At 62.4% G+C, this 12,081-nt stretch carries 14 protein-coding genes; 1 reads left to right on the top strand and 13 read right to left on the bottom strand.

What is annotated here, in order from left to right:
* Positions 1-2 precede the first annotated feature (2 nt).
* Together FHR70_RS03735 and FHR70_RS03730 are read right to left on the bottom strand one after the other, a co-directional pair.
* Positions 3-218, bottom strand: coding sequence for a hypothetical protein (locus FHR70_RS03735; protein WP_183447221.1), 216 nt, complete (start codon positions 216-218; stop codon positions 3-5).
* Complete coding sequence (locus FHR70_RS03730) at positions 211-1,119, bottom strand: hypothetical protein (RefSeq protein WP_183447219.1); 909 nt, start codon at positions 1,117-1,119, stop codon at positions 211-213. Before FHR70_RS03730 ends, FHR70_RS03735 begins: the two co-directional genes overlap by 8 nt.
* Positions 1,120-1,165: 46 nt before the next feature.
* Between FHR70_RS03730 and FHR70_RS03725 the strand changes: the two genes are divergently transcribed.
* Positions 1,166-1,996: a hypothetical protein gene (locus FHR70_RS03725; protein ID WP_183447217.1), complete on the top strand. Its 831-nt coding sequence runs from the start codon at positions 1,166-1,168 to the stop codon at positions 1,994-1,996.
* Positions 1,997-1,998: 2 nt separating this feature from the next.
* On the opposite strand, the gene FHR70_RS03720 is transcribed toward FHR70_RS03725, so the two are convergent.
* From FHR70_RS03720 to FHR70_RS03670, 11 genes are all read right to left on the bottom strand, one after another.
* Positions 1,999-2,640: a hypothetical protein gene (locus FHR70_RS03720; protein ID WP_183447215.1), complete on the bottom strand. Its 642-nt coding sequence runs from the start codon at positions 2,638-2,640 to the stop codon at positions 1,999-2,001.
* A 9-nt stretch (positions 2,641-2,649) separates the two neighbouring features.
* Positions 2,650-3,723, bottom strand: coding sequence for a hypothetical protein (locus tag FHR70_RS03715; protein ID WP_183447213.1), 1,074 nt, complete (start codon positions 3,721-3,723; stop codon positions 2,650-2,652).
* A gap of 57 nt (positions 3,724-3,780) precedes the next feature.
* Complete coding sequence (locus FHR70_RS03710) at positions 3,781-3,924, bottom strand: hypothetical protein (protein WP_183447211.1); 144 nt, start codon at positions 3,922-3,924, stop codon at positions 3,781-3,783.
* Between the two features lie 9 nt (positions 3,925-3,933).
* A complete protein-coding gene (locus FHR70_RS03705; RefSeq protein WP_183447209.1) occupies positions 3,934-4,362 on the bottom strand; it encodes a hypothetical protein in 429 nt (142 codons plus the stop codon).
* A gap of 18 nt (positions 4,363-4,380) precedes the next feature.
* Positions 4,381-5,319 (bottom strand): GIY-YIG nuclease family protein, encoded by a 939-nt coding sequence (locus tag FHR70_RS03700; RefSeq protein ID WP_183447207.1) that lies wholly within the window; start codon positions 5,317-5,319, stop codon positions 4,381-4,383.
* 28 nt (positions 5,320-5,347) lie between these two features.
* Positions 5,348-6,856, bottom strand: coding sequence for a hypothetical protein (locus tag FHR70_RS03695; protein WP_183447205.1), 1,509 nt, complete (start codon positions 6,854-6,856; stop codon positions 5,348-5,350).
* A gap of 42 nt (positions 6,857-6,898) precedes the next feature.
* Positions 6,899-7,528: a hypothetical protein gene (locus FHR70_RS03690; RefSeq protein WP_183447203.1), complete on the bottom strand. Its 630-nt coding sequence runs from the start codon at positions 7,526-7,528 to the stop codon at positions 6,899-6,901.
* A gap of 2 nt (positions 7,529-7,530) precedes the next feature.
* Entirely contained in the window at positions 7,531-8,430 is a 900-nt protein-coding gene (locus FHR70_RS03685) for a hypothetical protein (protein WP_183447201.1), read from the bottom strand.
* A 129-nt stretch (positions 8,431-8,559) separates the two neighbouring features.
* Positions 8,560-8,775, bottom strand: a complete 216-nt coding sequence (locus FHR70_RS03680; protein ID WP_183448578.1) for a hypothetical protein — start codon at positions 8,773-8,775, stop codon at positions 8,560-8,562.
* 53 nt (positions 8,776-8,828) lie between these two features.
* Positions 8,829-9,986, bottom strand: a complete 1,158-nt coding sequence (locus tag FHR70_RS03675) for a hypothetical protein (RefSeq protein WP_183447199.1) — start codon at positions 9,984-9,986, stop codon at positions 8,829-8,831.
* Positions 9,987-10,230: 244 nt separating this feature from the next.
* A complete protein-coding gene (locus FHR70_RS03670; RefSeq protein WP_183447197.1) occupies positions 10,231-11,895 on the bottom strand; it encodes a phage portal protein in 1,665 nt (554 codons plus the stop codon).
* Between the last annotated feature and the right edge of the window lie 186 nt (positions 11,896-12,081).

The raw sequence follows: 12,081 nt of genomic DNA, 5'->3' as shown, positions 1-12,081 counted from the left end.
CCTTATGCAGGCTGTTTGATGAACGCGTCGAAGCGGCCCTGGAAGGCTTCTTCGGTATCGCGGACGTGGCCTGCAGCCTTCTCGACGAACTCGAAGGCGCCGATCAGCTCGACGCGCTTCACGCGCTTCGAGAGCCGGATGCAGAACTCGGTTAGGGTAAGCGGCTCGCTGCCCGCGCTTTCGACGGGCTTGTCCGCAACGGCGGGAGATTTAGCCATTGGTGCTCCTGGTGATGACATCGTTGACGACCTCGCCCTCGCCGTAACGGCGACCGACGCGGACTGGGGCCAGGCACGAGAAGGAGCCCATGACCTGGTACATGTTGGCGTTGAACTCGCCGCTGAGGGCGTCAACGTCCTGAAAACTGACTTGCGGGGTGAGCATGCCCACGGATTCGAAGATCGGCAGATTGGCCAGGATCACCCGGCGCATGGCCTTGCGCAGCTCGATGCGCTCGTCGCTGTTGAGCGACCAGCCGACGAGGGATAACTGCACCTGCGCCAGCCAGCCCTCGGAGTCGAACCAGTCGTCACCGACTGCGTCGAACGCGTCGCCGGCCACGTCCTCACCGATGCCGCGCTCGACCGGGCACTCGTTCTCCAGGGTGATCGTCACCAGAGGGAAACGCAGGTTCTGTTCGAGCGCTGGCGGGGCGGTGTAGACCTGCACGTAGCCGTGCTCGGTCACCAGGTTCTCGCGCTCGCATTCGACCTTCAGGCCGGCTTCAAGCCGATCACGGATGAAGGATTGCACGTCGGTCGTGCTCTCCTCGAACAGGGCCTTGGGCGTGCCGGTGGCGGTCTGAGCAGCCTGCCAGCTGCCGTCAGGCATCCGGTAGTACGGGCGGTAGAACGCCATGACCTCGTTCTGCAGGTGCTTGGCATCGATCACCACGCGCTCGTCGCCTTCGTAGGCGATCGGAACCATGGCGCCGTCATCCCAGACCATATACGGCAGGCCGTCGTGGTCGACCCGCTGCGCGTCTGCCAGGGGCTGCATACTGTCGAAATCATCCATCGCGGAACGCAGGACGAGCCAGTATCTCGCACCCGGAGGCGGGGCGATAAAGAGCCGGATAGCGTTGCCGGCGGGGAGTGGCTGGACGATTGAAATTGCCATGTGGGCATTGTGGCGTCACGACGAGGCGTGACGGCATGCTAAGCCTATGGCCGGATCATCCTTCAAAATCAGCTTTGACCTGGGCTCCAAGCTCGACGTCACGGCGATCATCAACAAGCAGGTCTTCCCGCTCCTGAATCAGGCGGTGCGGGCTGTCGCCCAGCAAACGGCGGCGGAATGGCAGAAGGAGGTCTACCAGGCCAAGCTCTGGAGCGGCGAAAAGGACGCCTACGCCAGCACCATCACCTGGAAGATGACCGGCGACTTCACCGCGGTGATCGAGTCGAACTACAAGCACGACCAGGCCATCGAGAACGGCCGCCCTGCTTACGACATGAAGCAGATGCTGAACACGAGCCCCAAGGTGCGCCGCACCGAGAGCGGCAAGCGTTTCCTGGTCATCCCGATGCGCCACAACGTGAAGAAGCTGCAGGAAGCAGGCCTGTACGAGCAGGCGCAGGCGCTGGGCGCGTCTACCGTCGCCAGCCAGAGCACCCGCCCCAGCGGCGAGGTCACCCATTTGTCGCCAAAGTCAGGCATGTCGCCGTCCAAGAACCAGACGCCATTCCTCTCGAGCACCAAGACGCACAGCGCGATGATGGTGCCGCAGAACAACTACGCCTGGGGTCAGAAGCTGAGCAAGGCGGACGCGGGCCAGCATAAGTGGGCCGCCGGCATGGTGCGGTTCAATACGAGCACGCCTGGCGGGGCTAAGAGTAGCGCCTACCTCACGTTCAGGGTGCTTATGGAGGGATCGACGGGATGGGTCAGACCGGCACAACCCGGGCAATTTCTGGCACGCAAGGTTCAGCAAAAAATGCAGCCGAAAGCGAATGCCGCGTTCGCCGCGGCCATCAAGAAGCAGCTCGGCGGGTAGCCTCACCCGCGCGAAATAAGATCCCATCGCCGCAGCACGACCCGCTTGGGCAGGCGCACCCCGGAATGCATGTTCCTGTTCGACGGGAGCTCGGCCCAGATGAAATAGTCGGGGTACTTGAAGCCGGTGATGCTGTAGGCCATGCCAGTTGGTGGCGCCCCCTCACCCCAGGTGATCTTGCCCTCTGCGTCAACCACAGGAATGCCGCCCTCGACCAGCGCCTGGGTCACCGGGTGCTTCCAGAATACCCGCTCGATCCGCTTCACCGACAGCGTGGACAGATCCTCGTCGGGCCGGCCGCGCACCAGGGGCTTGGAGAAGCGATCCTCGGCGTTGAGCATGGTGACCCGGTCGAACTGGCCGCCATTCCACATGGGCGAGTTCTCCGGGACGGTCACCATCAGGTCGCCGGCCTCCCAGAGGCCTGAGTTCTCCCACTCTGGCTTGACCTCCTGCTTCTGTAGGCCGACCACGGTCTGCAGCGGCTCGCTCCAGATGCGCCCGTGCTTGCGGCACAGCTTGCATTTCGGATCCGGCGCGCCGCTGTCCGGGTTGGTGCAGGAGCAGGCGTAGGCCGGGCGCCACAGCACCTGCTGGCCCATCTTGACCACGTGGCGGTTGAAGGCGTTGGGATTTAAGCGCATGGAGCCCCCTTACATGACCATCATACGGATGCCATGGATCTTCGACATCAGGCCGCCGTTGCTGCCGGCCGGGCCGTTGATGATGTGGTCGATGGCCTCGTAGTATTTGCCCATGTCGGCCGACAGCGACTGCGACAGGCCGTCAGCGCTGATCGATCCGGACTGCGGCAGGAAGGTGTCGCCGACGACCTTGAGCACGGCCTTCTTCTTAATGGCGTCCAGCAGCTCCGGGTAGGTGTTGGCAACGTCGGTCAGGCCCGCGGTGTAGGTCATCTGGATCATGGACGGAATGATCCGCCCGCTGACGCCGGCCATCATCACGGCGCCGGCCATGCCGTTGTAGACCACGCTGGTGGTCGGCACGATGCGCACGTGACCGTACTTCGCGTCGACGTTGATCCACTGCGGCGGGATGTTCACCACACCGAAGCTGCCGCCCGGGTACCGGAACACCAGGTCATCAATCGAGATGATCGGGCGCTCGCGGGTAACGATGAAGCCCCACTTGTCGCCCTGCCACATGGTCGGGTCGTAGTCGTTGCCGACCTCGACCGCCCAGGCCATGCCGTCCAGTGCGTCGATCTGCTCCTGGGTGGGCTGGTTCGGGAAAAAGCGGGTGGGCACCAACGGCACGCGCAGGGTGTGCGACAGCTCGGATTCTGCGGCCCGAATCTTGTCCCACAGGTAGTCGTCGCTCACCACCACGTCCTGCAGCACGCCGGCAGCGGCCGCCATCAGGCGATCGTTGCGCAGCTCCTCGATGATGATGTCTTTGATGAACAGGGATGTGCGAGTGGGCTCGAACAGCGTCTCCACTGTCAGCTTGAACCGCTTGATCCCGAAGCCGCCCGACAGCACGAGCATGACGTCGCCGGCTGGCAGCGTGCCGGTCTGGGTATCGTCGAGCTCGACCGCGACAGCACCGGATGCGTCGCCCTGGGCCGGGAAGGCCGGCACGAACTCCTGCTTGCCGTCCATGGAGAAGACACGGGCCTCGACGCCGCCCGTGATCGGCACAGGCTGGCCGTTCGCCTGGACGGTTACGGAGAAGCTGGCCGGGCTGCCGGCGATGATCGTGGTCATGAAAAATCCTCAAGAAAAAGGCCGCACGCGGCGGCCTTTAGTGTGACATCACGCCGGTCAGGCGGCGGCAGATTCCAGAGCGGCGACCTTGGTCTCCAGGGTCTTGATGCGGTCTTCCAGGCTGGCAACATAGTCGCCGACCTTCGCCTTGTTGGTGCCGATGTTGAGGTTGTTCAACAGCTTGCGGATGGTCTCCTTCATGTGTCCTCCTTAGAACACTGCGTCCTGCGAACCTTCTTCCGAGGCCGTGGCTTCGGTCTCAGTTTCGGTTTCGGACTGGGTTTCGGTCTGGGTGTCGCCCTCAGACTGGGTCTCGGCCTGGGACTCGGTTGCAGCGGTCTCGGTGGTCGCCGGAGCCTCGGGCTTCGCCTTGGCTGCCGCTTCTTCCGCGGCCTTCTGCGCGGCAGCCTTATCGGCAGCCTTCTGCTGGGCCTTGGTCAGCTTCGGGGGCGGGGTCACTACCGGCGCCTCGGGCTCGGTGCCTTCCTCGTCCAGCTTGTAGCCGGGGATGGTGGCGAACCACTCGGCCAGCTCGGTCTCGATGTCGTCGGAAATCTTGCCGCCCTGGTCGAGCGGATGGAATGCAACGCCGTTGATCAGATCGCTGGCGAACGGCAGGTCACAAATTACGCGGGGCATGGAAGGATCCTCTGATCGCTAAATTTCGAGAACGTTGACGGTGAAAAGCTCGGTATTTCCGTTCTTCAACACCGGCGCTCCAGTGTAGCGATGCTCGGCATGCCGCCGATGCAAACGCTTCTCTGCGATTCTGGCATCACGACCAGATTCAAATTTGATCATGTCCAGAACCTCGACATCAGTGCCCGCCGGCACTCCCATGCCTTTCACCCTTGCGGCAGGATCTCGGTTTGTAATGCCGATTTTGTAGAGCACGACGCTAGGGGTGGTGATGCGGAGATGGTAAAGCACGGACGGCTTTTCCTTCGAGAACCCATACTCCGGTGGCGGCATGTGGGCACACGCCTCGTCGAGGTAACCATATTGATCGGCGTGCTTGTAGGCGCCGGAGGCTGCTGCCTGGAATAGTCCGCGCGACTGGTGCTTGGCGGCCTCGGCCATTGCCAAATCCTTTGTCCAGGTGATGCGCAACTTTTTCATGTGAGAGCTAGCTAGAGCCTGCAGCTTGTATTTCGTAGCGTAAGTGTAGGCTTGACGCTCATGCCTTTGAAATTGACCCCAGTCATCATACTTCAGCGCGACCGCCATAAGCTCAAACAGGTGCCAAAAGCGATGCCCACTACGCATTGTTGAGCATGCCTGGTCTAGGATTTCGTTGGCCAGCGCGAACTCGTAGGCGCCAGGACATTTGCGCTTGAACTCAGCTCGATTTTTGTATTTCGCTGCCTCAGCGAATGCCGATGCAACGTCCCAGCGCGTGTACGAATACCTGGGAGAAAGCGTCATGTGGGAGCAAGCATCAGAAAGCAGTTTTCTTTTCTGAAGAGCGGCGTATGCGGCCGGGCTTCCTTTGAAAAAATCAACTCTCGCGCTGTATTTTTTTGCCTCTTCAAAGCATTCGTCGATCGTAAATTTTGGCATGGTCAAATAGAAATGGCGGCCTATAAAGGCCGCCATTCTAACTCACTCTAGCGTGTGGACGCCATTACTCCCCTTGGTGCGGGCGCCACTTCGAGTTTGAGGGCAAGATATTTTTGATCATGCCGTGGTGCTTCGGCTTGGTCACGCGGAGGTAACCGAATAGAAACTGGAACCAGGAATGAACCGGGACACCACCGACACCGAAGGGCAGCGGGATCTTGGTCATCGGCTGGAACTGACGCCAGCCGATGGCATCGGCGCCGGTGTCCATGTTCAGCAGCGGCACAGTGACGGTGCCCGGGATGTCGCGGTTCAGGTCGACGAACACGGTGTTGGCACCCTGGGCCTTCGCGATGACCTTCACCAGACGCATGTCGGCGGTGTCGTTGCTGCCGTTCTGGCGGCTGCGATAGATCGCGTAGCCAGTTTCGGAGTTCGCGGCAGACGGGGTGATGGTCAGGGTGACCTTGTTGCCCGCAGCAACTGCGACCTGGGCCGACTTCACGACAGCAGTCAGGCCTTCACCGTTGGCGCCGATACCGGCGACAGCGTAGAAGTAGTTACCGGCACGAGTGCTGGTGAACTGGGACGATGCGTCGGCAGCAGCCACGCCGGCGATGCTGGCAGGCTTGAATGCGGCGTTGGCAGCGGCCACGACCGGCTGAGTCACCTCGAACGGCGACACCATCGGGTGGTACTCGTTATGGATGAAGGTGTCTTCGTTGGTGCGCAGAACGCCACCCTGCAGACGGATGCCTTCGACATGGCCACCGACCATCGGGGTGTTCATGCCCTGCGGAGTCCAGCGGAAGGCAGGATCCAGACCCTGGTTGAGGTCGTTCTGCACGCTCATCGGCAGGAACACGTCGGTGCTGCGGCCCCACGAACCGTAGTTGCCCACGGAAACGTTGACCTGGCTGAAGGCCTCGACGCTGTCGAGCTTCTTGCCCTGCATGTCGATGACGTTTTCCGGAGCGATCTCGCCCTTGGAAACGCCGTCTTCGATCTGCTTGATGATGCCGTCGTACTGGGTCGGGCTGGCATCAGCGTTGCCGTGATACAGCAGGTAGTTGGCGTCGGTGAGCAGCTGCTTGGCACCGTTGCGCTCTTCGACAGCCAGCGGCTGGGCCAGGTTGTTGCCGACGTTCAGCACGTAACCGACCTGACGCAGGGTCATCAGGAACTTCACGAAGCCAACTTCGCGCTTGTATTCGCCGGTAGCCGCGCGAACCTGACCCATCTGGGTGTTGGTCGAGCCGCCCAGGAAGCCGCCGATGTTGTTCTGACGGGTGTACTCGTCGACGATGTTGGTGGCGTTGGTGCGCTGCAGGCGGTTGAACAGGGTGAAGTGCTTCTCTTCCTGAACAACGGTCTTCATCGCGGTGTCCAGCGACTGGATGCCGAGAGCACCACCGCCGTCCAGGGTGGCGACGTCGGTCTGGTAGTTGCTGGCCTCGAGGGCTTTCAGCAGGTCAGCGCCTGCGCCGCCCATCGAGCCGCCGAGCTGGGAGTTGCCGCCGCTCGTAGCAGTTGCGCTGCTGGCAAGCTGAGCGAGTAGGGAGTTTGCGTCCATCGATTTGGTATCCTCAGTGGATGGTTTTGCCAGTGCGGCGGGTTACTGAACGATGCGTTGGATCAGCGACGGGTCGAGCTTGCCGCCGGTGCGCAAAGCTGCGTCCACTGCGGAGAATTCGATGCCGGTGATCTTGTTGGCCTGCCAGGCAGCTTCGGACTTGGCCAGGAACTGTTCCTTGGTCATGCCTTCTTCGGCTTGGGACTTGGCCAGGGTTTCGGCGGCAGGAGCGGCGCGCTCGTGCACAGCCAGCACGGTCTTGCGACCAGCGCCTTGGCCACCCAGCTTGCTGATCTGGCCCTGCAGGGACTTGATCATGTCGCCTTGGCCCTTGATCAGACCGAGAGCGGCTTCCAGGCCCTTGGTCAGGGTTTCCTCGACCACGGTGGTGCGGCCGGTCAGGTCGTGCAGCGACTTGATCAGCTCACCTGCGTCGACGATTTCCAGCTCTTCGCCTTCGGCGGTGGTCATGGACTTGGCCAGGGGCTGCTTGCCCTCTTCGCCTTCGTCCTCGGGATTGGTGTTCTCGCCTTCGGCACCTTCAGCGGAAGCAGTTTGGATCGCCTTGTCGTCCTCACCGCCATCCGCCGGAAGGGCCTTGGCCAGGGTGGATTGCTCTTCTTGCTCAGCATTGAGCTGAGCGAGCAATTCATCGAATTTGCCAGTGCTCATGTTTAGCTCCGTTTGGATAGACTAGATTTCAAATCGCTCAGGAAGCGATCCACCCACTCCGCCGCCTCATCTGGCGACAGACTGAATTCTTGCACCGCGTGATCGATCATCGCGTGCATGTTCTGGCCGACCAGGCTGCCCTGCAGCGCATCGGCCAATTTGTTGCGGAAGTCGTAGTAGCTGACCGGCTGGTTGCTGCCGGTATCGAGCGACTGCATGCCGAGCGCGGCGCCGCCGGTCTTTGCCGCGGCGTCGGTGGCGAAGCTCGCCTCCAGGGCCTTGGCCATGTTGAAGCCTTCAGCCGTCCAGCACTTGGCCAGGGCACCAAATGGAATGGTGCTGACCGGGGAGACATGCTGGTTCACAGGCTGCTGGCTGATCGCGAGATTCGACCAGCGCACCTTCGTCACGAATTCGACGCGGTTCTTGGTGGCCGGGTCGATGCCGGCGGCTTTCGCCAGAGTCGCGCCGCCCACGGACGCATACCAGCGCTTCGGCGGGTTCAGCTTGGTCATGCTGTCCCAGACCATGTTCGCGTTCGCTGCCAGCGGCGTGTCGCCACGGTACAGGCGGGCCTTCACCAGCACGGACTTGCCGTCGACCTGCACGTCTTCCGGCGTGCCGATCTCATGGGACTGGGCCTCGGCCAGGGTCAAACCGTAAGCCTTGGCGATCACCGGCATGGTCTTGTGATCGATGTCGATGTTGCCGAACTTGAGGAAGTGTTCTGCAGAGTCGCCAAGCGCTTTGGCCAGGACGCACTCGTTCTGCTGGTCAACGCCTTCGCGGGCGGCTTCCAGATAGATAAAGCGCTCGCCACCCTCCTCGGAGGGGCGAGCTTTGAGCATGGTGCCAATGCTCAGGTATTCTGGGTTCGCGCCGATGCGCTCTGCTTCGTTCATGAAGTCAGTTTGCTGTCACGACGATTTCAGCTGGGAGCGCAGGCATAAAAAAGCCGCTCCAGGGAGCGGCAATTGGGGAAGGAAAGGAAGTGCCCGGGTAGTATGCGCGCAGAGCTATCGCGCCTGCAACTACTTCCGCACCTCGGCCAGGCACTGCGAGCGCAGGCCGCTCGACTGAATCGTGTAACAGGTGCCGCTGTCGCCGCGCGCCTTCGCCAGGCAGTAGGCCCGCGCATCCGCGTCAGCGATCGCATAGCAGCTGCCGGCATCGGCGGCGAACACAGGGCCGCCGGCCATGCAGGCAGTGGCGGTGGCGATGTACAGGGACAGCAGCAGCTTTTTCATGTGGTTGGCTCCGGGTCAGGTTTGATCATTTTAGCGCAAGCTGAGCGGTGGCGCTACGCCAGCAGCTCGCGCAACATGTCGGCGAACTCAGGATCGTCACCTGGCTCGTCCTCGATCACCGGCACCCAGCGCCCGCGACAGTGCGGATGCGCCAGGCCTGCCGGCAACTGCCACATCTCGTCCGGATCACGCGCCACCAGCTGGTCGCCAACGCGCTTGCGCGGCGAGGCGGAGCGACCGACGTTGTTCTTGCCTGGCCAAATCTGGGTCTCCGGGTCTTTGTCCGGCGCGTCGGCGGCCACCACGGTAGCGATCACGCCGTCGATCTTCTTGCAGAACCCGCAGGCGGTTGCGTATTGCTCGACCCGCTTCACCTTCGTGCCCGGCTTGAGGCTGGCGATATAACCCTGCGTCTGTGCCTCGCCAGCCTCGGTCACGGCGATGCGACGCCAGTCCCGGTTGAGCATGGCGAACTGGTCGAACAGCTTCGACTGCAGGGCCTGGCCAGGCACGCCTGCGGCGGTGGTCTGTTGCTCCTCCAGGTGCTGCACGATGGTGTTGCGCATGCGGTGCCGCACGGAATCCGTCAGCGCCCGCACGTTCTCAGCGGTGCGCACCCGGGCGAACTCCAGGGTGGCGCGCTGCTGCGCTGGCAGGTTGAACTGGCTGACGGCCTGGGCAACCGTGCTGGGCAGAGCCGCCAGGATCGCGTCGGCGCCCTTGCCCGTCATGGTTGCTACGGCGGCGGCATCGAGGTTTGCCTGCACCTTGCCCATCATGCCGGCGCGGGTCGACAGCCACTCGGCTTCGGTCTTGAGCTCGTCGGCCGGCAGGTAGCGCTGCACGACGTAGTCGACGGCCATCATATGGTCATCCAGTCCCCATTGCTCGGGCGGCAGGCTCTCCAGGTAAAGCTTCACCAGAGACAGCTCGGCCTCGTTCCAGCGCTCCATCATGCCAGGGCGGGCCACCGGCGCCTCGCTGGGCTTGTGGTGATCACCTGCCTCCCAGGCCAGGATCTGCTTCTGGACGGCGTCCAGGCGGTCGAGACCGCGCTTGGTGAACAGCTCGACCAGGCGCCGGATCAGCGGCGACTCGTGAGGCGACCAGATGCCGTCGCCGCCGTGGTCGTGCGCCTTGAAAATGTACTCGAGCGCGTCGTTGGTGGCGCGCTCGGAGAGGGGGTAGATGTCGAGAAAGAGGTTGGACATTGGCCTTGGCTCGCAGCTGGAGTGGTGGCGCCCCGGCCGCCGGGCAGTTAGCGCTGCGCCGGCGGCTGGAACTTCCCCCTTAGCGACGAACCCGGCGAACCGAGCAGAGGGCTGCGCTTCTCAGTCGTTCCTGCCGACCACCATCACTGATGGGCAGACCTCCGACCGCGAGAGGTAGAAAATGCCCCGGCCGCTTAGCCCCGGCCAGGCCCTGTCAGGATTCAGGGTTATGCTTGGGCTTGATTCATGGGTCGACCCTGAAAACTGGCAGGCCGAACGACTTCGCCAGATCCTCGCCATCCTCGGCGTCGTCTTCCGGGTTGCGATCGGCCTTGGGAGCAGGCTTGCCCTGGGGTGCCGCCGACTGTTCGGGCTCATCGCCTGCCGGCGCATGGGCCTGCATGTACGCGCCCATCAGGTTCGGGTTCAGTGGCGCGTTGCCCAGGATCTCGTCCTTGATCTCGTCCCAGCCGCGGGCCTTGCGCGCCTCGTTCAGCGTGCTCAGGGCCTCCTCTTCCTTCCAGGCCTGCTCCGGATTCATCTCGTCCAGGCCAGTCCAGCGGAACACGTACTTGTCGCCGAACTCGGCGACGATGAAATCGCTGAAGACGTCCTCGAAGTGGCTGAGCAGCGGGCGAAGACCTTTGTCCTTGGAGTTGATCAGCTTCTCTTCGGTGTCGCTGCCGGACAGCGCCGAGGTATTGCCGGCCGTGAACGACTCGAAGTTGATCTCGTCCGGGGCCATGCCGTAGATCGCGCAGACGATCGACGTGAGAAAGGTCATCCACTTGGCGAACATCACGTCATCGATGTCGACGCCGAACTTCTCGAACGACGCCTTGGACTCCTGGTTCTTGGAGACCATCACCGGCAGGCTCCAGGCATTGTTGATACCCTTCACCATGGCGTTCCAGTAGCGTTTAAACGAATTCAGGTCGCTTTCGGAGTAGTCGCCGGACAGGTGCAGCATCCCTTTCGGGATGTTGTTGCTGTCGAAGAATTTCAGGTTGTAGGTCATGGCATTGAGCAGGCCGGTGACCACCTTGATAAGCAGCTCGGTCTCGGACATGCCGTAGCCGCCAACCATCACGTCAGTGCGCGGGTTGCGCGGCTCGTAGATCAGGTCGTCGTAGGTGTAGGCTGCCCGCAGGTTGCCCTGGACGACCTGCAGGGCAAAAATCTCGTCGTCGCCCTGGTAGCCTTCCTCGCTGCACAGGCGGATGGTCGCGCCGTCCACGGCGTAGAACCCGTCGATGCCGAGCTTGCGGTCGCGCTTCCACTCGGTCTCGATCGGCGCGCTGTCCAGGATCAGGCTGTCCCGTACCTGCTTCATCATGAAGCCGGAGAAGTTATCCCGGCGCAGGCGCTTGCGCACCCTGGGGCTCGCCTCCCACCCGCAGTTGGTGAAGAACCCTTCCAGCAGCTGGATGGACTGGCGCTCGGAATCGCCCTGCTTTGCAGAGGTGTCCTTGAGCTTGATGGCGAACCCTGGCCCCTTGCCACTCTCCTGCACGCGGCAGAAGCGCTTGATCTGGCGCTGGCGGGTCAAGATCACCGACGACAGGATCGGCGTCTGGTCGACCATCGCGCGCATCATGTCGAAGCCGAAATTGCCGGGCGGCTCGTAGTAGTCGCCAAGCATCTGGATCCGGCGATCGTCCAGGAAGACCGACTGCATGCCGTCGCGCTTCTTCTCGATAGCGGTCGACGGGAACGGGATCACATTCGGCTTCGACAGAGCCTTGTGCATGTCCTGCTCTTCGATCTGGCGCTGCATGAACTCGACCACCGGCAGCATATCGCGCACGGTGGACGGCATCGCGTCTTTCTGAGCGACGCGCATGGCATCGCGCTGCTCGTCGGCAGGCGCTGCTGGGTTGTGTGCTACTTCGATCGCTTTATCGCTCATGGCGCTAGTTTCACGTCACGACGGGTGCTGTTGCGCTGCTTGTTCATTTTTGAGTATCATCAGCACGCCAGCACCCACAGAGCAGTCAAGCGATGGTAATCCGACGCTACGCTGGTAGGCCTGTACTCAGAAAAATTGACGGCGAGATAGAAAAGCTGTGCGGGCACTGCGAAGAGTGGTGGCCGC

It is taken from the genome of Microvirga lupini, assembly GCF_014191055.1.
GTDB lineage: Bacteria > Pseudomonadota > Alphaproteobacteria > Rhizobiales > Beijerinckiaceae > Microvirga > Microvirga lupini_A.
This window is presented reverse-complemented; position numbering and strand designations above follow the sequence as displayed.